The organism is Flavobacterium sp., assembly GCF_027531905.1.
Lineage (GTDB): Bacteria > Bacteroidota > Bacteroidia > Flavobacteriales > Flavobacteriaceae > Flavobacterium.
Genome location: NZ_JAPZSU010000016.1, coordinates 95,646 through 118,117, shown reverse-complemented (window position 1 = coordinate 118,117; position 22,472 = coordinate 95,646). Strand labels below are relative to the sequence as shown.

General features: G+C 33.3%; 14 protein-coding genes. 7 read left to right on the top strand and 7 right to left on the bottom strand.

The window, feature by feature from the left end; genetic code table 11:
* Nucleotides 1-58: 58 nt before the first annotated feature.
* Both O9307_RS05620 and O9307_RS05615 read left to right on the top strand, forming a co-directional pair.
* A complete protein-coding gene (locus tag O9307_RS05620; protein WP_298296174.1) occupies nucleotides 59-2,614 on the top strand; it encodes a zinc-dependent metalloprotease in 2,556 nt (851 codons plus the stop codon).
* A 321-nt stretch (nucleotides 2,615-2,935) separates the two neighbouring features.
* Nucleotides 2,936-4,261: an ammonium transporter gene (locus O9307_RS05615; protein ID WP_298296172.1), complete on the top strand. Its 1,326-nt coding sequence runs from the start codon at nucleotides 2,936-2,938 to the stop codon at nucleotides 4,259-4,261.
* A 76-nt stretch (nucleotides 4,262-4,337) separates the two neighbouring features.
* Here the strand turns inward: O9307_RS05615 and O9307_RS05610 are convergent, their stop codons facing one another.
* From O9307_RS05610 to O9307_RS05600, 3 genes are all read right to left on the bottom strand, one after another.
* Nucleotides 4,338-5,438, bottom strand: a complete 1,101-nt coding sequence (locus O9307_RS05610; RefSeq protein WP_366100100.1) for a ParA family protein — start codon at nucleotides 5,436-5,438, stop codon at nucleotides 4,338-4,340.
* 461 nt (nucleotides 5,439-5,899) lie between these two features.
* On the bottom strand, nucleotides 5,900-10,975 hold the full coding sequence (locus O9307_RS05605) for a DUF4132 domain-containing protein (RefSeq protein WP_298296170.1): 5,076 nt from the start codon (nucleotides 10,973-10,975) through the stop codon (nucleotides 5,900-5,902).
* Between the two features lie 113 nt (nucleotides 10,976-11,088).
* A complete protein-coding gene (locus O9307_RS05600) occupies nucleotides 11,089-11,523 on the bottom strand; it encodes a hypothetical protein (protein ID WP_298296169.1) in 435 nt (144 codons plus the stop codon).
* 944 nt (nucleotides 11,524-12,467) lie between these two features.
* On the opposite strand from O9307_RS05600, the gene O9307_RS05595 reads away from it, so the two are divergent.
* From O9307_RS05595 to O9307_RS05575, 5 genes are read left to right on the top strand one after another with little or no spacing between them, the layout of a single operon-like run.
* A complete protein-coding gene (locus tag O9307_RS05595) occupies nucleotides 12,468-12,653 on the top strand; it encodes a hypothetical protein (protein ID WP_298296167.1) in 186 nt (61 codons plus the stop codon).
* Between the two features lie 8 nt (nucleotides 12,654-12,661).
* Nucleotides 12,662-13,237 carry a hypothetical protein gene (locus O9307_RS05590; protein ID WP_298296165.1) on the top strand — a complete coding sequence of 192 codons (576 nt, stop codon included), beginning with the start codon at nucleotides 12,662-12,664 and terminating at the stop codon, nucleotides 13,235-13,237.
* Nucleotides 13,234-13,764: an SdpA family antimicrobial peptide system protein gene (locus O9307_RS05585; RefSeq protein WP_298296163.1), complete on the top strand. Its 531-nt coding sequence runs from the start codon at nucleotides 13,234-13,236 to the stop codon at nucleotides 13,762-13,764. The genes O9307_RS05590 and O9307_RS05585 overlap by 4 nt, the downstream gene beginning before the upstream one ends.
* Entirely contained in the window at nucleotides 13,757-14,644 is an 888-nt protein-coding gene (locus O9307_RS05580) for a hypothetical protein (RefSeq protein WP_298296161.1), read from the top strand. Before O9307_RS05585 ends, O9307_RS05580 begins: the two co-directional genes overlap by 8 nt.
* On the top strand, nucleotides 14,616-15,101 hold the full coding sequence (locus O9307_RS05575; RefSeq protein WP_298296159.1) for a hypothetical protein: 486 nt from the start codon (nucleotides 14,616-14,618) through the stop codon (nucleotides 15,099-15,101). The genes O9307_RS05580 and O9307_RS05575 overlap by 29 nt, the downstream gene beginning before the upstream one ends.
* A gap of 338 nt (nucleotides 15,102-15,439) precedes the next feature.
* Here O9307_RS05575 and O9307_RS05570 read toward each other — a convergent pair whose 3' ends face one another.
* The 4 genes from O9307_RS05570 to O9307_RS05555 all read right to left on the bottom strand — a co-directional run bounded on the left by O9307_RS05570 (nucleotide 15,440) and on the right by O9307_RS05555 (nucleotide 22,421).
* Complete coding sequence (locus O9307_RS05570) at nucleotides 15,440-17,287, bottom strand: CocE/NonD family hydrolase (RefSeq protein ID WP_298296157.1); 1,848 nt, start codon at nucleotides 17,285-17,287, stop codon at nucleotides 15,440-15,442.
* 81 nt (nucleotides 17,288-17,368) lie between these two features.
* Entirely contained in the window at nucleotides 17,369-19,402 is a 2,034-nt protein-coding gene (locus tag O9307_RS05565; RefSeq protein ID WP_298296155.1) for a thioredoxin family protein, read from the bottom strand.
* Nucleotides 19,403-19,411: 9 nt separating this feature from the next.
* Complete coding sequence (tilS, locus tag O9307_RS05560) at nucleotides 19,412-20,719, bottom strand: tRNA lysidine(34) synthetase TilS (RefSeq protein WP_298296153.1); 1,308 nt, start codon at nucleotides 20,717-20,719, stop codon at nucleotides 19,412-19,414.
* 415 nt (nucleotides 20,720-21,134) lie between these two features.
* Entirely contained in the window at nucleotides 21,135-22,421 is a 1,287-nt protein-coding gene (locus O9307_RS05555; protein WP_298296151.1) for an anthranilate synthase component I family protein, read from the bottom strand.
* Between the last annotated feature and the right edge of the window lie 51 nt (nucleotides 22,422-22,472).

The following is a 22,472-nucleotide window of genomic DNA, read 5'->3' as shown; positions in this document are numbered from 1 at the left end:
TTATAGATTTTTCAAAAATGCAATATCAATCTATTACCACTAAAAAATTCAATTCAACATGTCAAAAACTAAACTATTGCTACTGAGTACCGCGCTACTTTTTTGCTGTACCGAAGGCACTTTTGCTCAAAGCAAAAAAAAGAAGGATGCAGGTAAAGAAGTTCCAAAAGTAGAACAAAAGGCTCCTGAAAAAAAAGGACCTAAACCGTACAACAAAGTAGTCGACTCTACTGCTGTTACTCAAAAAGGGCTTTTTGATATTCATAAAACGTCCGACAATAAGTTTTTGTTTGAAATCAACGATACGCTTATTGGAAAAGAAATCATGACGATCACCCGTTATTCTAAAACTCCAGCTGGTGGCGGTGTTTTTGGGGGTGAAGAAGTAAATCGTCAAGTTATCAAATGGGAAAAAGGATTGAACAACAACCTCTTGTTACGCTCTATTACGCATGTAATTACTTCTCCAGATGAGGACAAACCTATTGCTCAAGCTGTAAAAAATTCATCAGCAGACCCAATTATTGGTAACTATGAAATTTTAGCCTTCAAAAAAGAGGGAAAAGAAACTACAGCTTATGTAATTGATGTAACGCCAACATTTGAATCGGATTTACAAACTTTCTCTTTGGATCCTATCAAAAAACAATTACTCAACATTCAAGGATTTCAAAAAGACCGCTCTTTTATTCAAAAAATGAGCAGCTACCCAATTAATGTTGAAATCAAAACCGTAAAAACCTATGCTACCACAGCTCCGCAACTTTCATTAAACCCAACACCTAAAATCGGAACCAACTTACCTGCTGCATTAGATGCAGGCGTGGTGACTATTGAATTAAATACTTCGATGTTGTTGTTACCAAAAGTACCTATGCGCAAAAGAACTTTCGATGCTCGTGTAGGTTTCTTTGCCAACCAAATTGATGTTTTTGAAGAAGAATCTCAAAAATCGGATACCGGAATTTTTGCCGTTCGCTGGAAATTAGAACCTAAAAACTCTGAAGACGCTGCCAAACAAAAAAGAGGCGAATTGATCGAACCGAAAAAACCAATCGTTTACTATATCGATCCTGCCACTCCAATCAAATGGAGAAAATTTATCAAACAAGGGATTGACGACTGGCAAGTAGCTTTTGAAGCAGCAGGTTGGAAAAACGCTATTCGTGGTGAATATTGGCCAGAGAATGACCCAACGATGAGCTTAGAAGATGCGCGTTTCTCCGTATTGCGCTATTTTGCTGCCGATATCCAAAATGCCTATGGGCCAAACGTACACGACCCAAGAACAGGCGAAATCTTAGAAAGCCATATCGGATGGTACCACAACATTATGAGTTTGTTGAGAAACTGGTATTTAATCCAAACAGCTGCTGTGGACCCAGCGGCAAGAAAAAAACAATTTGATGACAACCTAATGGGCGAATTGATTCGTTTTGTGTCTTCTCACGAAGTAGGACATACTTTAGGTTTACGTCACAATATGGGAGCAAGTACTGCTACTCCAGTAGAAAAACTTAGAGATGCTGCTTTCCAAGAAAAGAATGGTCACACTTCTTCTATTATGGATTATGCGCGTTTCAACTACGTAGCACAGCCAGAAGACGGCGTAAAACACTTATTCCCAAGAATTGGTGATTATGATAAATGGGCTATCAAATGGGGGTATTCTTATTTTGCTGACGCCAAAGATGAAAAAGCAGAAAAAGCCATCTTGAACGAGATGACCAAAGAAGCCTACAAAAACCGTCGTTTGTGGTTTGGAACAGAGGCTAGTCCTTATGACCCAAGATACCAAACAGAAGACATTGGAGATAATGCTATGAAAGCTTCTGCATACGGAATCAAAAACTTAAAACGCATTTTGCCTAACTTAATCCTTTGGAGTGCCGAAAAAGGAGAAAGCTATTCAGAATTAGAAGAAATGTACAATGCTTTGACAGGACAATTCAGACGCTATATGGGACACGTGACCAAAAACGTAGGTGGTATTTATGACACACCAAAAACCTATGACATGTCAGGCAACCAATTTGAAGTTGTTCCAAAAAGCATCCAAAAAGAAGCGGTTACCTTCTTGAACACGCAATTATTTGCTACACCAAAATGGTTACTAGATACTAACGTTTTATCTAAAATTAGTCCAGAAAGTGGTGTAGAAGCCATCAAAGCAATGCAAGACGGAACCCTTTCTAACTTATTGGCTGGAGACAGAATGGTGCGTTTGATGGAAAGTGCAAGTAGTAGTCCAGAAAACTATTCTGTAGATGAATTAATGACTGACTTGAAAAAAGGAATCTTCTCAGAATTAGCTGGTGGCGCCAAAATAGACATTTACCGCAGAAACATTCAAAAACTGTATGTAGATAAAGTAATTGCTATGCTAAAACCAGGTAATGCAGTAGTACGTTCTAACAGTGTAGGTGCGGCTTATGGTATGAATTCAAGAACCGTAAATTTAGCCCAAACCGATTTGCCTTCTATCGCTAGAGGACAATTGGTAGGATTGAAAAATGAAATGAAAGCGGCCGCAGCAAGAATGGATCGTTTGAGTAAATTCCACTTATTGGATTTGGTAGCTCGAATCGACAGTGCTTTGAATCCAAAATCTTAAGCTAACTTTTTATTGAATAGCAAAAAAGGTCTCGTTTTTAGCGAGACCTTTTTTTTGATGGTGACTAGCTGTCGTTACTCATAAAAAAGGTAAAAAGGCAACTCAACACCTAAAATTAAAATAAAAAACCTTTTTTATAGTTCAATTTAAAAAAACACCATTTTGTCAAAATTCAAAATTTAGCAATAAATTTACACACACCCTCAAAATTATAGGGGGTAAAATATCAAATTAATAAAAATTAATTTTTAATTGTAGTTTTTTAAAGGGGTATAAAATGATTTTATATTTTTAACCCATATTTAACTAAAACAAAAAACTATGCGAAAGATTATTTTGAGTGTGATACTGATCACAATTTTGGTATTATCCGTTTTTTCAATTTATTTCCAAAGCGAAGCTACAACGCTAGGCGCTCATGTTGTCGCTTTAAAACTAGATACAGGCGACACCGCTTGGATGATTGTAGCTTCTGCCTTAGTATTACTGATGACGCCAGGTCTTGGTTTTTTCTATGGAGGTATGGTTGGGAAAAAGAATGTAATTAGTACCATGCTACAAAGTTTTATGGCTATGGTCATCGTAACGGTTTTATGGGTATTGGTTGGATTCGGATTATGTTTTGGCCCTTCTATTGGAGGAATTATCGGAGATCCTACGAGTAATTTTATGTTTCAAGGCGTAAATGCGACCACTGCTTGGGAACTAGCCCCCACCATTCCATTCATATTGTTTGCCTTTTTCCAAGCAAAATTCGCCATTATCACCCCTGCATTAATCACAGGTGCATTTGCAGAGCGCGTTCGTTTCTGGGCCTACTTATTATTCATGGTGTTATTCATCATATTCATCTATACCCCCTTATGCCACATGACTTGGCATCCTGATGGTTTATTCTTCGGATGGGGCGTATTAGACTTTGCTGGAGGAACCGTAGTTCACATGAGTGCAGGATGGGCTGCTTTAGCTGGAGCAATGTTCTTAGGCAAAAGAAAAGTACAGAAAGTAAACCCAGCTCGTATTACATATGTTTTATTAGGAACTGGTTTGTTATGGTTTGGATGGTTTGGTTTCAATGCCGGCTCTGCGGTTGGCGCTAGCGGTTTAGCTGCTCAAGCTTTAGGAACCACAACGGTAGCTGCTGCTGCTGCTGCAATGGCTTGGGTTTTCTTAGACAAAATATTAGGTCATAAATTATCAGCAATGGGTGCTTGTATTGGAGCCGTTGTGGGACTAGTTGCTATCACGCCAGCGGCTGGATTTGTAACTATACCACATGCTATCGCTATTGGTATTATTGCTAGTATGGTGAGTAATTTTGTATGCGGCAAATTCCCTAAAGGAAAAATTGACGATGCTCTAGATGTATTTGCCTGTCATGGTGTAGGTGGTATGGTAGGAATGCTTTTAACCGGTGTTTTTGCTTCAAAATCTGTGAACTCCATTGTTGGTGACAACCAAGGATTAATCTACGGTGACGCTACCCTATTTTTAATCCAATTGAAAGCTTTAGTATTAGTATCTATCTTTGCTTTTGCTGCTTCTTATGCTTTATTCTTTATTGTAAACAAAATCACTCCTTTGCGTGTAAGCGAAGACAAAGAAGAATTAGGATTAGATATTACTCAACACGGAGAATATTTATAGTAAATCAACTTCCAAAAATAGAAAATGGCTGTTTCTTTTGAGACAGCCATTTTTTTTCTTCTTCTGCGAAATGCCCTTATACATCTGTTTTTTTAAAATAGGTAGCCGAAACATTTTCTACTTTATTGTTTTCAAAATACAAATACAAATATTTCTTTTGAAATAAATTACCATTGTCTGTAAGTCGATACATCCACACATTACTGTGTTTGTCATTAAAGGACTCACCAAAGATATTATTAATATCCGTTTTGTTCAATCCTTTTAGTTTGTTAAAATTATCTGAATATAGATTAAAGCTTTCCCTTGATTTATTGATGGGCAATTCTTCAAAAATAGCACTTAAATCACTATTTTTATTAGATTCTTCTATAATTTGATTCAGATTCTTACCTAAATTAAATTTATTCACATTTTTGTTGTTTTCGATTATCTCAGATGCTAAAGATAAATACTTTTTTGCTCCAATACAAGTGGCATCATACTCAATGATTGTTTTTTCAAGACTTTGAGATTCAGACAACTTTACGTTTCTCGGAATCATAGTTGAAAATACTAATGATTGAAAATTTTTAATAATTTCATTGACTATTAAAGAGGAGAAATTTAAACGTTTATCATACATGGTGATTAAAACTCCTTCTATGCTTAACAAATGATTATAGTTTTTATTAATAGTCTTAATTACGCTAAACAAATTTGCTAAACCATGAAGTGCATAATACTCGCATTGAATAGGAATTATAACAGAATCGGCAAAACATAAAAAACTCGTAGTAATAAAATTTAGCGAGGGACCACAATCAATTATTATATAATCATATTTGGGTTTTAGATATTCTAAAGACAATTTGAGATCATGATTGGTGCCGTACAGGTTTTTGCCTTTAATTTCTAAACTGGCCAATTTTATAGTTGTTGGAACTAAATATAAGTTGGAGGAGTTTGTAGCCAAAGGCTCTATTTTATTCTCTTTATAAAAATTAAATAATCCTAATGTAGAGGTTGCATTTGGATTTTGTAAATTACCAAAGGAACTTGTTGTATTGCCCTGAGGATCTGCATCAATAATTAAAGTTCTCTTTTCCAAAACTGCGAAACTTGCGGCAAGGTTTATTGAAGTAGTTGTCTTTCCTACTCCACCTTTTACATTTGCAATTGCAATTATTCTACCCATTTTTTCGTTATAAGCATTCCGGTAAAACTATTCCAACCATTCCGGCGCAAAGCGCACCACTTTTTTTATGATGTTTAATGTTGTTAAAATTAAATAAAATTTTTAGTTATTTTCTCATTTTTTTTACGCAATGATTCGCCCTTGTCTTCGAACCGAATTGTTGAGTGAATTATGCAATCCAAAATTGCATCAAAATTGTATTTTTCTTGAATTAAATCATACTAATTTTTCACAGGAACCTGATAGTTTGCATGTGCAAAAATATTTTTTTTAATCAATGAACTGTTCGCACGACTTTCAAATCTGCCTTATCAAGGCATTTACGAATAGTCCGTTGGGCATTGTTTTTTATTTTTATGTCCTCATCGGCAAATTTCTACCTCATCAAATTTGGGTAATCTGTAGTGGCTTCGACTATTTCATAAAAGGTACGGCTATATTTGATTTTTAATGATTTATTTTTAAGTAGTACTAATTTTTCTATCAATCTGACTCAAAACAGTTGGATCTTGAATTTCATTATCTTTGGAAAATAATAAAACTTTTGACATAACTTCTGCCGCTTTTGGATCTTCATCAGCAAATGGCAAAAATAATCTACCTCTGTGTTGCGAATGGATTGGTAAAATAGATAAATATTTCCCAGGCATTTGATGCACAACGGCACTTCCTAAATGAATGCTATAATCTGCCAAAGTTCCTTTGATAATGGCATGATTTTCTTTGACTTCAACATTAGACAACTTAAATAAACGTAATGTTTCACGCAGCAATACCGCTCTCATTTCTATTGACGAATGACTTGCTTCTGGATCAACTCCGCCAACGTGAGCTACACTGACTACCAAGTCAATATCTCGCATTATTTCAGAGAATATTCTTGGGTTAATATCTTCAAAAGCAATATTTTTATAATCTTTTAAAGAATGAAATTCTATGGTTTCTAAAGTAGGACTTTCAACATCGGCTGGCGAGAACCAATCTGCCATTGCGTATAATTTGACTTGATAGCCTTCTTTATGAAACACTTTTTGCAATCCTTCTTCATAATCTACTTTCCAACCCCTTGCTTTTAATAAGGCTAAGGTTTGTTTTGGTTGTACTTGATGACCAGCATAACGTCGAGAAATGGATTTTTCTTTTAATTCATCTGGCGTGGGAACATATAATTCTCTAAAAATTTGTTTGAACGGTTGCTTTAATTTGTTATCGAAACAATAGCTTTGAAAATCTGTCCAAACTTTATTTTTATGTAAATCAAAACAATGTGCAATTCTGAAAGTCGCATTTTCAATCAACGAAATAACTTCACCTTGAGAAGAAACTAAATTTCCATCAACAAAGAAACCAACTTGATTATCATTTGTTACAAAAACCAATTTCTCCAAATGCTTTGAAATTACTGGATGCTCAAATAAGTTCTGCATTTCAGCATACAAAAACTCATCGCCTCGAATCATCGCCTCTTCCAATCCTTTTCTGGAACGTGTCCATTGCTCACGCATCACTTTTCGATGGTTTCCAAGTTCTAATACAGCGGGTTCCTTTTTCAATTTGGCAGGAATCGCTTTTAATTCTTTGTTCTCTTTATAAGTAATTAATTCTGCTTTTCCTTCTTTATCTATTGTTAAACCAATAGTAATTCCGTCAATTGTAAGTTGAGTCTCTTTAGATAAAATATTTTGTACTTGCTTAGTTTCCATAGCCCAAGTCAATCGAATTGGGTCTGGATAACCTGCATTTCGAGCTAGGTTTTCCATAGCAACCCGAATGGCGAGTGCTTCGCTAGTTTGCTTCATGGAACCAAATTCCTTGCTTTCTTTTTTAAATTGCTGTAAATATTCATAACGAGCCAAAACATCTTTTTCGGGATTGGTTTTACTTAACGGAACCAATCCGTAAACACGCAAATAATCCTGATCGCGTTTGTCTTTTACCTTGGCGGTAACTTCACGAATTTTCAAATCACCAGTAAGTGTGTCCGAATATAATCTTGCTCTTCTGTGACCATTTCCGTCAGAAATATATTTGGCAGATTCATATAGCATTTCCCATTTGGCTTTTCCTAACTTTTTATAGGCTGATAAAAACCAATCTTTATCGACTGCTCCATCTTTAAAATCTTGTAAATCTACGGCAGAATATTTAGCCATTTCACTTTCCAATTCGGAATTAACCGAGCTATAACTTGCGGTTTTCGTGTGAGCGTGTAACCACCAAATTCCTTCATCTAGCCCATTCCAATCTAAATAATTGCTAATAAACTTTTGCCATTGTGGCGCATAAATCGCTGCCTGAATCAGACGTTCTTCTGTGAATTTTTCTTTTTTGATAATTTCACTAAAACTTTCAAAAGTGTCGGTTTCTTTTGGATAACAATTTTTCAATAATGAACTAAACAGCTTTTGTTTAGACATTTCTTCATTATTCCAATAATAAATATAGCCTTTGTACAAACTTCCTTTTCCTAAACCTTGCAACAATTCTACAAATCGATTAATGCCATAAATCTTTTGAAAACTTTGAACAAACTTAGTTACAGCAGTATTGGAGTCGCCTCGTTTAACTTCAATATCCAAGAACGTATCTCTTATATTGTCAATCATGGGTTGCAAGAAATCATATTTTTGTAATAAAATTTCTGTGGTGCAATTATGATAATGTTGAAATCTGTTTTTACTATCCGTTAAAAATCGAAGACGTTCAGAATCCAAAATACCCTCATAAATTTCATCTTTAGCAATTACTTTTTGATGATAAGCTTCACAATATAAATGCAATGGTGGTATAGAGTGTTCAATATTTTCTTTCAAACCTGTAAACTGTCTCCATCGGTAAAGCTGCCACAACTTTATTTTTTCATTTTCAGTCAATTCATCAAAATCGTTGATAGCATTTAAAAATACATCAAAGAAATTTTCCGATTGCCATCCGTCTCCTTTTCTGTTGTAATAATAATCGTCTTTTTTGGGAACGTATTTGTATTCGATAACCGATTTTGGAAGATTGGAATACAGTTTAGTACAGGCATCAATCAAAAAGGAATCCTTATCCTCAAAAGAATATTTAAGACTTAAACAATATAAAATATTTTTAATTGGATTGTTCCAAGAATAGCCATTTTTAGTAGGATTTGGAATTGTGTCTTTGTGATAAAAAACATAATCTTGAAGTACTTCTCTAAAAACCTTTCTATCACAGTTTTCAACAAAAGTCAACAAAAACAAATCACTTGCAACTAAACCAGAATCTTCCATCCATTGTTGCCAAACGTTGTGCAAGGGATAATTTTGAAACAATTGTTCGTTGGTAAAATTTTCGGTATTACGAACAATTGGAGAAAAGTCATTTCCCAGCAAAACTGTCTCTTTGCTGTTATTCCAATTTTCTGTTTCGTATTCATAATTTGCATTTTCTTGATACAGCTTTAGTAGTTTTTCTAATTCGATTTTTATTTTAGACAAAGGTTGTGTAAAACCATATTTATCTTTTTGAGTCAATTTAGAATATACTGAATCCGCTTCCATTTTTGGTAAAGCATAAGGAGCAATTGCTTTTGGATTATAAAAACCATATCCATTTTCAACAGAAAGCAACTGCTTGTTTTCATTCGGATTTAGTTGTTCCAAAAACTTCGTTTCTTTCTCAGTGATTTTTGGTTTTTCAGCATAAACTTTTACCCAGTCACCAACTTTATCAGTCATTTTATTTGCTTTTTGCAATTGCATCATGATATCCAATGCAGATAAACGCTGCTCTAAATCACCGTTATCAATTAATTGATTTACAAACTGTTCAATTTTAGAATCCTTTTGTTGCAACAACATAGTAGTAAGATGCTTTTTCAAATTTGAATTCTTTCTTTTGAATAAACCTTGAAAAGTTCCTAATTCTGATGCCGATAAATCAACTTTTTTAAGTGCGCAAATTGCAGTGGCAACCAATGCTTCTCCTCTATCTTTTAGAATTCGAACCGCAAAATTTCTTTGAAAATCGGTTGGTTCTTTTTTACAGGTATTTTGATTTAGATAATGAAAAGAATAGCAATAGAAATCCTCTAAAATCTCTCGAGCAAGTTTCTCTCTTATGGATAGCGAGAATTCTTCAAAATGATGTAAGATGCTATCTAATTTTTCATTTTTATCGCCTATCAAATGAATGGCACAAGAGTACAAAGTGTCTTTTTCAAATTTGACTGTCAACCAAGAGAAAACTTTGCTTTCAAAGGTTTTATCTTTAACAGTAATTTTTTGTGATAAATCATAAACTTTCTCAAAGAAGTTTGGATAATCAGCATTATCAATATAAAATTTTGATTTAGAATTTGCATTCAACAAGGATTCCATTCTATGCAATGAGAATGCTAATACTTGCAAATTATCATCGTTCAATGCTTTATAATACAAAGGCATTTCGATATAAGGATCATTGGTTTCTCCAGCAAATTTGAGTGCCAAACATTGCTTCTCAATCGAACCTTTTTCTAATAATTTATGCAAATGTGGCACTGTTTTTTCAACATCCAAAACACCTTGCACCCAAAGTGCCATATAAACTTCATTATTGTTTTTGCTTTGAATTCCTGTTTCAATGGTTTCTGGTTTGGAAAAATAACCTTGTGCTAATTGAATAATTCCTCTAATAGTGGTTTCTTTTTCAGCATCCCAACCTAAACCTGTCCAAGTATCGATAGCTCTTACAACCGATGAAAAACGACTTAATTTATTTTCGATAATTACATTTATCATGTATTCCAATGCGCCTACACTGGTTTCGTCTAATGCTTCTAAAACCGTTTGACGCAATCCTTCTTGACGTTGGGCAGATAAAAGTAGTTTTTCGACTAATTCCCAACATTCTTTTTTCTCACTATTCAATAATGCTTTTATAATACCCCGAGATACTTTTCCAACAGCATCTTTATTGAAGATAATGTCTTCCATCAATTGATACAATTGGGTATTTCCCATATCCAAAGCTGCTGACCAAATCATAAACTGATTTTGGTTGTTGCTTATTTCATTATCATAGCGAACTTGTTCTTCAAGAGTTAAATCATAATATTTGCTATCTTGATAATTATAAATAGAAGGTGCAGCAATTATGGAGCGCAAGAAGTTAATCTGATTTACCAGTAAATATTTTTTGTTATTTGGTGCTCTAAAAGATCTTCTTGCATAACCGTTTTGATACATTTTATAAGGCAATCTGTTCCAAGCTTCCTTTACATATTGGGCATTTTCTGCACCAAAAAAATAAATCAAAAGTTCATAATAATTCGTATCGTCCCAAAGATTTTCTGTAACATATTTTTCAAAAACAGTGAGCGGTTTAGAACCTAAAGAAACGTAATTATTATTGTAGTTGTCTTCTAACTTCAATAATTCCAGTCCAAAAGTGGCAACTTCTTTTTTGAGTTTGGTTTTGGAGAATAAATTGGATAACAGCCCACTTTCAGCAATTTCTTTTAATTGCTTTTTGAATTCCTTAATTGGATTATTTATTTTCTTGTGCTCAAGCGTAGTTTCTAAAGACATATAGTTCGATTTATTATTATTATACAAGTTTAAGCAGTTTCGATAAAAGACAATAAAAAACAACGTCTATTAAACGACTATAACTACTTTTTTTCATGATTCTTAACACATTTTTACCAATAACTTCCAGCCAGAAAAGTCAATCGTATAAAAGTAACCGTTTTGTTTTCAGACAAGTCGATTTCTTGATTTAGTTTTAGAAGTTCATCATCGCCATAAAAAATAGCATACATTCCGTCTTCAAATGCTTGAATTGCGGTTTCTTGGGCTCTAGCTAAATCGGGTTTGCTTTGGTTGTATAAAGCTCCAAAACTCACTTTTCCAGTGTCGATAAGAATTGGAAGGTAATTCTCTTTTGGAAGATGCGTTTTGTCTTCATCGTCTATCTCAAATGAAGAAGCCATAAATTGATTTACCTGTTGTTCTACAACTAAGTGCAATAGCAAATTAACGGATATAACAGCCTTTGAAGCAGCTATTTCAATACTTTTTTCTTGAAGAATAGGATGTTTTTTTCCTAATTGTTTTACGGAAATTGTTAGGTTCATTATGAATAAGGCTTTCGTTTGGTTGTTTTTTATTGTTGGAGTGTTAGTTATCTTAAAAATGGGTTCCGTGGTTATTCTATTTAAAAATGACTTTAGAATAATCAAACATTAAATGTATAAATTTCAAAGACACTATCCCAAAAAACTTCAATTCAAATGAATGAAATCGACTAGAAGCAAAATACATAGCAGCTCTACTCTCTACATAAAATAAATCATTGATTGCATCTATTTATAACCTTCTGACCACAAAGGTTCATCGTTAAAATATTCATCAAAATCACCTTTATCACTTTTGTAAGTAAATTTAATTTTCATTTTTGAAACCAATGATAATTGTTTTTCCTGTAATTGAAATTGATCAAAGAGAGGGCATCGCTTGTTAATTGCTGACAATGAGCCATCGGGTTAACTATAAATATGTAAACTTATTTTAGGACGAGACAAAAACTATTTGACAGGCTAGTAATTGCTGGTATTACAGGATTATGACAGAAAACGGACAATCAAAAAAAAAAAATTACTGATGTTAAAAAAAAAAATGAAAAATCACCAAAAGGGGGTATTGATTTTAAGAATTTTAATAAATATTTTTGGCGTTGAGAAAATATTGTAATAAAATCGCATAAATTTTGAAAGTCGAGAAAAAAAGGGAACAAACATTCTCAAAGCTACCTTTTTTTAGGGTGATATGAGAAGGAGCTTAGCACCTATAAGTTAGTTGTCAGATACCTTTGATCTATACGAAACGCTAATAGGAAAAATTGAAATAACGGTTTAGGGTAAAATACAAGAGGCTTACCACCTCATATTTATGCGATTGTTAAAAAAAACTGATTAACAATTTGTACTCCAGTTTGTAAATTATAGACCTGAATGTTTTAGACTATCAATCATAATCAGGACAACAAAAAAAAAAAATTTAAAAATAAAAATCATTTAATATGAAAAAAATTAGAAGAATTGCACATAATCCAATATTTATTTTCCTTTTAATCGCAAACTTTTTGTTTGTAAGTTGCAGCACAAACAATGATGAACACTCGGAAAAGAAACAAATTTCAGGTGAAGAAATTTTCAAAGGAATTTTTTCTATCAAGGTGAAATACCAAAAAACATTACCGCTTTAAATAATAATTTGAAAGAATTAGAAAACTTAAATAATTACAACCAAATAATTTCTGATTTAAATACATTATCAAATTATGTCATAAGGTACATTAAAATAAAAGATCCTAGTTATTTTGAAAACCTAAAAAAAGTAATAAACTCTAATGATTTTCAGAAAATTAGTGAATACTTAAATTATTCAGGGAATTTAATTGAACAATCAATAATATCTTCAAAGGAGTATGGTATTAATTATACTAAATTTAATAACCTATTAAATTCAGACAAGTTTAGAAAAGAACTTAATTCAATTGACTTAAGAACAGATGAAGGTAAAGAGGCATTTAACAAACTTTTACAAAAGCAAAATAGTACCAATCGTAATAATGTTGCAATGTGTTCCGTCTTTGCAGGTGTTTGTGTAGTTTATGCAGCAGCAGCAGCAGTATCCGTAGCAGTTGCGGCATATACTGCAGTTGGTGCTGTACAAGTAGTTGCATATAATAAATACTGGGTTTGGGGTTTATCCGAGGATACTATTTCTGAAAAAAGTATCAAAAACCAAAATATAATTGTGGAGTTAACTAGTTTTATTAACAAATGAAAAGAATTTTAGTTACATTTTTTTGGTTTTTGTTGATTTTTATTATTTTCATATCTTCCATCAAAGAAAATATTGTAAGTAATGAAATCAGTATCAAAAGAAATATAAATGCTCTTTTTCCAGAGGGTTGGGGTTTCTTCACGAGAAACCCCCTGGAAGATGAAGTTTATATCTATAAATACGATAATAACAACAAAATAATTCCAATTAAATTATTAAATCAATCAGTAGAAAATTTATTTGGTTTCTCTAGAAATTCAAGATTATTATCATATGACTTATCAAATATTATTGAATTAATTCCAAAAGATGCCCATTGGGAAACAGTTTCCACCCAAAATCTACAATTGAATAATTTTGATGATTCTAAATCAATAAAAATAATAAAAAATAATAGAATTAAATTAATGGAAAATGGAAAATACATAATAATGATTCGAAAAAAAATCCCCTACACATGGATAAATAGTGGTCAAGAGAAATTTATCAAGAACAGTTTAATCAATATAAATTTAATTAATGAATAAGATATCCATAAATAATTTAATGATTTCAAGAAGTATTTTAGCAATCAGTATGTTAATTACAATTTTGTTTTCAAATACGCATGCCTTATTTCCTGATTACCATATTTCAAGATTAAAAAATAGTGCGTTTGGTATTGAAAAAATTAATATTTTCTTATACTTTGACAATGTTCAAATACCATTTTACATATGTACAACTGTATTAATTATTGTGATATTTGGAATTTTACCTGCAATAACTTCAATACTTCATTTTGTAATTACATTTTCTATGTACAATACAATGTTAGTAAGTGAAGGTGGAGATCAAATAAATATGATTTTGACCCTGCTTATTATTCCATTTTGCCTAAACAACATCAAATTAAATGGATACAAGTTAAGTTTTATTAGTAACAATTTATTTTTAAAACTCAATTTATTATTTATTAAAATTCAAATGTCTATTATTTATTTGCAAGCATGTATTGAAAAAATTTACCAAAAAGAGTGGAACAATGGTACAGCTATGTATTATTGGTTTAATGATAGTTTGTTTGGCGCAAATATTTTTTTTAAAACAATATTTGGTTTTTTATTTGAAAATAATTTTTCCTTATTTATAATTACTTGGTCTGTGATATTTTTAGAATTCTTTTTGTCTCTATCAATTTTTATGAAACAAAAAAATAGATATATATTTTTTTGTATTTCATTTTTATTTCATTTTCTTATTTTTTTAATTCACGGATTAGGAACTTTTTTTATCTCCATGACGGCCGGTTTAATTTTAGTTTATTTTAACAATACAATATCATTTAAAGAGAATATTGAAAACATAAAAACCTTAATTAATTTTAAAACTTTAAAAAATGATTTATATAGAGAGAACAAATTTTAATCGCTTTATTGCGATACCGTTAATTTTTCCAATAATTTACTGCGTTGCAGAAGTATTTTCTGGGATTAAAAATAATGACACGCCAAAAATCTTTATATTTTCAATCATTGTAATGTTCTCATTAATGGTCATTATGGTATGTGTTTTTTCGAATTTAAAACTAAGTTTTTACAATGAATATTTAACCTATGATTTTAAACCATTTGTAATAAGAACCCAAAAAATTAAATATAATGATATTACTTTCTATGAAATAAAAAAAATAGATGCTTTGTCTGATTTTCAAGGATGGGGTTTAAGAACTTCAAGAATATATGGTAAAGGTTTAATTACAGACACTGAAATAATATTAATATTAAATGTTAATGGGACGATTAAGTCATTTTCAATTAAAAACGAAGACAAAATTAGAAATCTTCTTCAAAATATTGGATTAACAAATAATGGAGATAAATAACTCCATAAATAAAAAATAAAATAAAATAAAATTTACCTTCTTATAGGGTGCACGACAAATTGCATTTTTTTAAAAAAAGTTCTATATTAGTTTATTAAAAAAACCTCTTTATTCAAACCCTGATAGCTCGAATTTGCAATCCGTGCCCACACTGTGCATCAACAATCTAAAACAAATCAGGACTACAATATCCAATTCGTTTTCTAAACCTGCATAGTTTCAAGCTGAGCTAAAATTGGATATAAAAATAAAAAACCACAAGAGCTACCATTTAGAAACTCTTGCGGTTTTTGTTTACGATTAATCTCTTTTTTAAGTATTTTGAATTTACTTTGAAATTATTTTAAAACAGTGAATTCAATAGCTGAGTCTGAATATACCCGATGGGTTTGTTTTTTGAAATCCTCTGGCTTGGCATAAAAAATGTTCGGCACAAAAGTTTGAGGATTCAAATCAATCAAAGGAAACCAAGTACTTTGCACTTGAATTTGAATTTTATGTCCTTTTTTGAAGGTATGAAAAACATCTTGCAATTTTACATTTACCGGAGTTTTCTCGTTGGCAACAAAAGGTTCTGGATTTACAAAACTATTACGAAAACGACCTCTCATTACCTCACTGCGCACCATCATATGATAATTGCTCATTTTTAAATACGGCTGCACTTCTTTTGTTTCTGGTTCGTCATTTGGAAAAACATCCACAACCTTAACTATCCAATCCGCATCGGTTCCAGTGGTAGCTACTTGCAATTTGGCTAAAATATCTCCCGCCAAGGTAACATCTTCCGCTAAAACATCGGTTTCAAAAACCAAAACATCAGGTCTCCTAGCCGCAAATCGCTGGTCATCGGTCATATATTTTCTTGGAGTCAAACCTTGTTGCTTGATATCTTCAGAATGTGGCACTGGTTTCTTTGGGTCACTGACAAATTCCTCAAAAGAGACTGCTCCAGCATTTTTAGTCAATTTTTGTTGCGGTTGCAAATAGAATTGTTGTTTCTCTGTGTTTATTGGAGGCCAAGTATTGTAGGTTTTCCATTCTTTTCTTCCTGTATCAAAAACATAAGCTTCGGGTAATTTGTTCTCCCCTTTTCCATTATTTTTCAAGAAATGACGGAAAAAATTAGCCTCAATATTCTTTTGATAAAAACCAGAAATACTGTCACCAAAATTAATATTTCCAATGATTTGCTTTTCTGAATTTCTAGCCCAATCGCCGTGGCTCCAAGGCCCCATAACAATAGTATTGTAATTTTTACTGCTTTTTTCTATGATAGAATACGTATTCAATGGACCATACAAATCCTCAGCATCGAACCAACCTCCAACAATCATAACAGCTGGTTTGATATTTTTTAAATGCTGTAACAAGCCTCTTTTTTGCCAAAATTCATCATAGCTTGAATGTTCTTTTAATTGTTGCCAAAATTCATTAGACGAATCGTAATATTTGTCCAAATTCACTAACGGACCGGCATTTAAAAAGAACTGATAGTCATCATTAGTACCTACATTTGGGAATTTAAACCAAGCTTCTGTAGTTGGCTTTGTTTTTTGAGGACCAAAAAGTGGTGTCACCTTCCAATAGCTTAATAAATAAGCCCCATTATGATGAAAGTCATCAAAGAAGAAATCACTAATACAAGCCTGAGGAGAAACCGCTTTTAGTGCAGGATGCCCACTCAACAAAGAATAAGAAGCATAATAACCTGGATATGAAATTCCCCAAGTCCCCACATTTCCATTGTTATTGGCTACATTTTTCACCAACCAATCAATAGTATCATAAGTATCTGAAGCCTCATCAACCTCCGTTTTTCCTTTTTTATTTGGAATATAGCCTCTCATATTGTCGTATAAACCATCGCTCATATAGCGCCCTCTCACATCTTGATACACCACAATGTATCCTTCTTTCATCATCGTCTCGTTGGGAGCAATGCTTCTTTTAAACTGGTCTGGTCCGTAAGGTGCGCAATTATAGGGAGTACGTTGCATTACGATAGGATACTTTTTGGAAGTGTCTTTTGGGGAATAAATAGCTGTAAATAATTCTAAGCCATCGCGCATTTTAATTCGCACTTCTTGCTTGGTATAATTTTCAGCTACATAGTTGGGTTTCTTTTCTTGTCCTAATGCCGAAAGACACAAAAACAAAAAAGGGAGCAGTAATACTTTTTTCATATTGGTTGGTTTATTGATAATTCGTAAAAATAAGAAATCCCATCCGTTTTCACAGATGGGATTAAAAAAATATATTGAACTTTAAAATTTAGCAATACCCGCTTTTAGCCAAGCCTCGTATTCTTCTACATCAACAAAACTTATAGTAGGTTGTTTTGTATTCAAGCTTTTCCCTTCTAAATCCGTCAAGACATACAAAGGCTGCGTATTGGTTTTGTATCTTGTAATCATAAAATCAGTCCACTTATCCCCTATTGTTTCTATCTCTGATTCGGTAGCTTTAGAGAAAAACTGTTCATTTTTCGGCAATTCTCTTTTATCGTCTACATACAATGAAATCACAACTACTTTCTCTTTTAAAATAGACAACACATTAGGATTGGACCAAACATTGTTTTCCATTTTACGGCAATTTACACAAGCAAAACCTGTAAAATCGAGCATAATGGGTTTATTTACTTTTTTGGCATAAGCCAAACCTTCTTCATAATCATCAAAAACAACAATCCCGTGAGGACCAATTTTGCCTCCATCAGGTAACTCTTTTGTAGCTACACTAGTAGATGAGCCTCCAAATCCCATTGGGCTTTCGCTATATTCCATTGGTGGAGGAAAAGCATTGATAAATTTCAATGGAGCACCCCATAATCCAGGAATTAAATAAAAGGTAAATACCAATGAAAGTAATCCCATATACAATCTACCCACAGAAATGTGTCCTACTGGACTATCGTGTGGTAGTGTGATTTTTCCAAAAAGATACAACGATAACGCTCCAAAAATAGCAATCCAAATCGCGATAAACACTTCGCGCTCTAGCAAATGCAATTGCAATACCAAATCTGCATTGGATAAAAATTTGAAAGCCAAAGCCAATTCTAAAAATCCAAGAACTACTTTTACGGTATTCAACCAACCTCCAGATTTAGGTAAAGAATTCAACCAACCTGGGAACATTGCGAACAACATAAAAGGTAAGGCTAATGCCAATGAAAAACCTAACATCCCAACTACTGGTGCAATTCCGCCTTTAGAAGCAGCTTCTACTAATAAAGTTCCAACAATAGGACCTGTACAAGAAAAAGACACAATGGCTAATGCCAATGCCATAAACAAAATGCCTATAATTCCACCACGGTCGGCTTGACTGTCTACTTTGTTTGCCCACGAATTCGGTAACATAATTTCGAAAGCCCCTAAAAAAGAGGTTGCAAACACTACCAACAAAATGAAAAAAATAAGGTTAAACCAAACATTTGTCGATAAAGCATTCAGCGCATCGGCACCAAAAATCCAAGTGACCAATAAGCCCAAACCTACATAAATAACGATAATTGAAATTCCGTAGATAATGGCGTTTCTGATACCTGCCGCTTTGTTTTTGCTTTGCTTGGTAAAGAAACTTACGGTCATTGGAATCATTGGAAAAACACAAGGCGTTAACAATGCTGCAAAACCTGATAAAAAAGCAATAAAGAAAATCGCCCACAACCCGTGTTCTGTTGTTGCGCTTTTTGCTGGAGCTATTTGAGAAGTCTCAGTAGCAACCGAATCTTTTACAGTGTCAGCGACAACTGTTGTTGCAGAATCTATTGTCTGCTCAGTCGTATCTTTTACTAAATCATTAATCGGAGTAGTTGGAGATGCTGTTGTAGTAGCGTTTTTCAACTCAGGAATGGCAATGCTAAACTTCTTTTCGAGATTGATACAAACTTCTTTGCAAGCTTGAAAATTCAGCTCTACTTCTATGGTCTTAACGCCTTTATTTACTAGACTTATTTCTTGAGTTATTTGTACTTTTTTCTCAAAAAAAGTTTCATTTACTTCAAAAATATCATTATAAGCAGTTCTTGTTTTACTCTCTTTGGCTTTTCCTACCAAAGTATAATTCCCTTTTTGATTTTTGAAGTTAACTTCTAAAGGCAGTGGACCACCATCTGGAGTAAACTGTGAATATACGTGCCATTCGTTTTCGATGGTCGCATTGAATGTTATTATAAAATTGGTTGCTGATTTTTGCTCGATTTTGGTGGTCCATTTTACTGGGTCCAAAATTTGGGCGTTACCCAAACTACAAAAGAAAACTAAAAGTCCTAAAAGAAGGTGTTTTTTCATTACTATAACTTATATTAATTCTATTTTTAAAATTGTGTTGGTGGTGTCCTCTACTTTAAATCGTTCGTCAGCTCGCTTTCCTATTACCCAAACAATGGCATCATTGGAACACAAAAGCCAAGTATTTTCTTTGTCTAAAAGTGCCATTTTTTCATCTTTAAAAAACTTACTTACTTTCTTGCTTTTGCCTTTCATTCCCAAAGGAAAAAAGAAGTCGCCTTCTTGCCATTTTCTGAGCACCAAAGGATAGGCTAACTTTGATTCATCGACAAAGATAATACTTGAATCTGCTTTGTAAATGTCTGTTACTTCACAAAACTGGAGTTTTAAGGGAATCTTAACTTTATCTTGATTTTTTTCGATGAAATACATTTCCTTTTCAGGTTCTTGCATTGGACTCAAAATAAAAAAATCGCGGTCTTTGAGTAATCTGTATTCTGACGAAAATACTTGTTTTCCTGATTGGCTATACACCAAATTGTAAATATCATCCCAAGCCGAAAAGCCATATTCCTTAAGCCATTGGTACAAATAAGAGGCATAATTTGGCAAGCGCAATACTTGTTTTAAATCAAAATAAATGGTGTCCCCTTCTTCTCTTGCTACTTGCTGATACACCATACTAGCCGCATCTGAAACCAATTCTTGTGCTTGTTGCAAATACTCCTGAGTGGTTCCAAAAGCCGTTAAAAAATCTGGATTCAGTTCTTTGAGCATGGGAACTAGATGATGCCGAATTTGGTTACGCAAGTATTTATCCGAAGCGTTGCTACTATCTTCGCGCCATTGCAAGTGATTCTCTTTTGCATACGCTTCAATTGCTGCTCTAGAAAAAGGCAACAAAGGTCGAATTACCGCTTCATTCTGGGCGGGAATCCCGCACAAACCATCCAAACCTGTACCTCTGGAGAGATTAATCAAAAAAGTTTCCAAATTATCATCGGCGTGATGTGCTGTTACAATAAAATCATAATGATGCGTTTCTAATTGCTCGTAAAACCAATCGTAACGCAGTTCCCTTGCGGCAACTTGTGTGGAAAGTTTATAATCATTGGCAAATGCCTGAGTATCGAATTGAGTGCAATAAAAGGGAATTTGATGTTGAAGAGCATACTCTTGAACAAAACTTTGGTCTTCAAAACTTTCAATACCACGGAGTTGAAAATTACAATGCGCGATGGCAATGGTATAAGGCAATTGTTGCAATAAATGCAAAAGTACCATACTGTCTATACCACCACTTACGGCTAACAATAATTTTTTGTTTTCGAGAAACGGAAATTGCGTTTGTAGATGTTGGTAAAAGAGGTTTTGCATGCTCAAATTTACATTTTTTATTAGATAACCGTTGGGTCAAATGGTTTTTTACCACATAGAATCATAGCGTTTATTGTTTTTAAGAGAAGCCAATAGACGTTTTACTATTCACATAGCTCATCTATTGTGTAGAATAGTGTTGCTTCATATTGCTTCCAAGTTCATTAGCTATTAAACTATGGTTCTATGTCGTTACGTTTTTAATTTATTTTAATTTCGAGATTTTGTTTCCAAAAATAGACAATTGTTGGTCTTTAGCCCAGATAGAAGCGGCATCCTTTTTTTATTTTACCCTGACAGGGTTTTGAACCCTGACAGGGTAAAATAAAAAAAAAATATAGCGAATAGCTGGAAACCCTATTAACAAAAAAGCCTACTGTTAGCGCTCCTAAAAATAGTTTCTGTTTTAAAAATTTTATTCTAATACGGTTTTCATTGCTTTGGCTTTGAGCAAACATTCCTCGTATTCTTGCTCTGGCACCGATAGCGCTGTGATAGCACTTCCGACCGAAAAAGAAAGGTATTGCTTCTTTTGATTGTACAAAATACTGCGAATCACGACATTGAAATCAAAATCGCCTTCGGGAGTGAAATAACCTACTGCCCCGCTGTACAAACCTCTTTTGGTCGCTTCTAATTCTTCGATGATTTTCATAGCCGAAATTTTGGGAGCTCCCGTCATACTTCCCATTGGAAAAGTAAGGCGCAATACATCAATAACTGAATATTTTTCGTCCATTTTTGAGGTGATGGTTGAAATCATTTGATGGACTTGCATAAAAGAATAAATGCCACAAAGTTCTTCTACTTGCACCGAACCTTTTTGGGCGGTTCGTGATAAATCATTGCGAACCAAATCTGTAATCATAATATTTTCAGCGCGTTCCTTTGGATTTGAAGCCAAATCATCTTTTGCTTTTTCATCAGCCGCTGAGTCTTCGTAGCGTTTTGCGGTTCCTTTTATGGGTTGCGAAATCAAATCTTCTCCTTCTTTTCTCAAATAGCGTTCTGGCGTGGCAGACAACAAATAGTGTTGGTTATTTTTTAAGAAAACTGCAAAGGGTGGTTGCGAAATAGCGTTTAACTTTTGAAACTTATCGAGCGGTTGAATGGTTGCATTTTCTGCATAAAATTCCATACAAAAATTGGCTTCATAAATATCGCCTTTATGAATGTATTCCTGCATTTTTTGTACTTGCTCGATGTATTTTTTTTGGTCTATTCTAGCTTGTACCTCAACAGACTCGGAAGTGGTACTTTGTTGAGGAACAATAGTCGTGATATCTTGATAATCTTCTTGCAACTCGTCATCACATAAATGCAAATATCGAGTCTCGAGCTGATTGCCTTTTAGCAAAAAAATCTTTTTGGGCTGAAAGAAGAATAAATCTGGAAAATCCAAGCCATCGAAATTATTGGATTGCAAGCGTTCGCTATCGTTTTTTAAATCATAAGATAAATAGCCAAACAGCCAATCCTTGGTCGTTTGCTGGTACTGTTTTAAATCCTCAAAAGCATTATCATAATCAGTTTGTAGCAGCGTGAAAGCGTCTACAGCCAACAAACAATCATAACTGGAATACGCTTGTGGGTAATTATTGCTATCCAAAAAAGCAACTTCACGAAACTGCTGTGCCCAATGCAACAGTTGTTCCTTAAAAAGTGAAGGATTGTCTATAGTATAAAATTCAGAGACTCTCAATAATAATTATTTTAAGCTCCAAAATTACGACAAAAAAATGCCTTCTGTCTT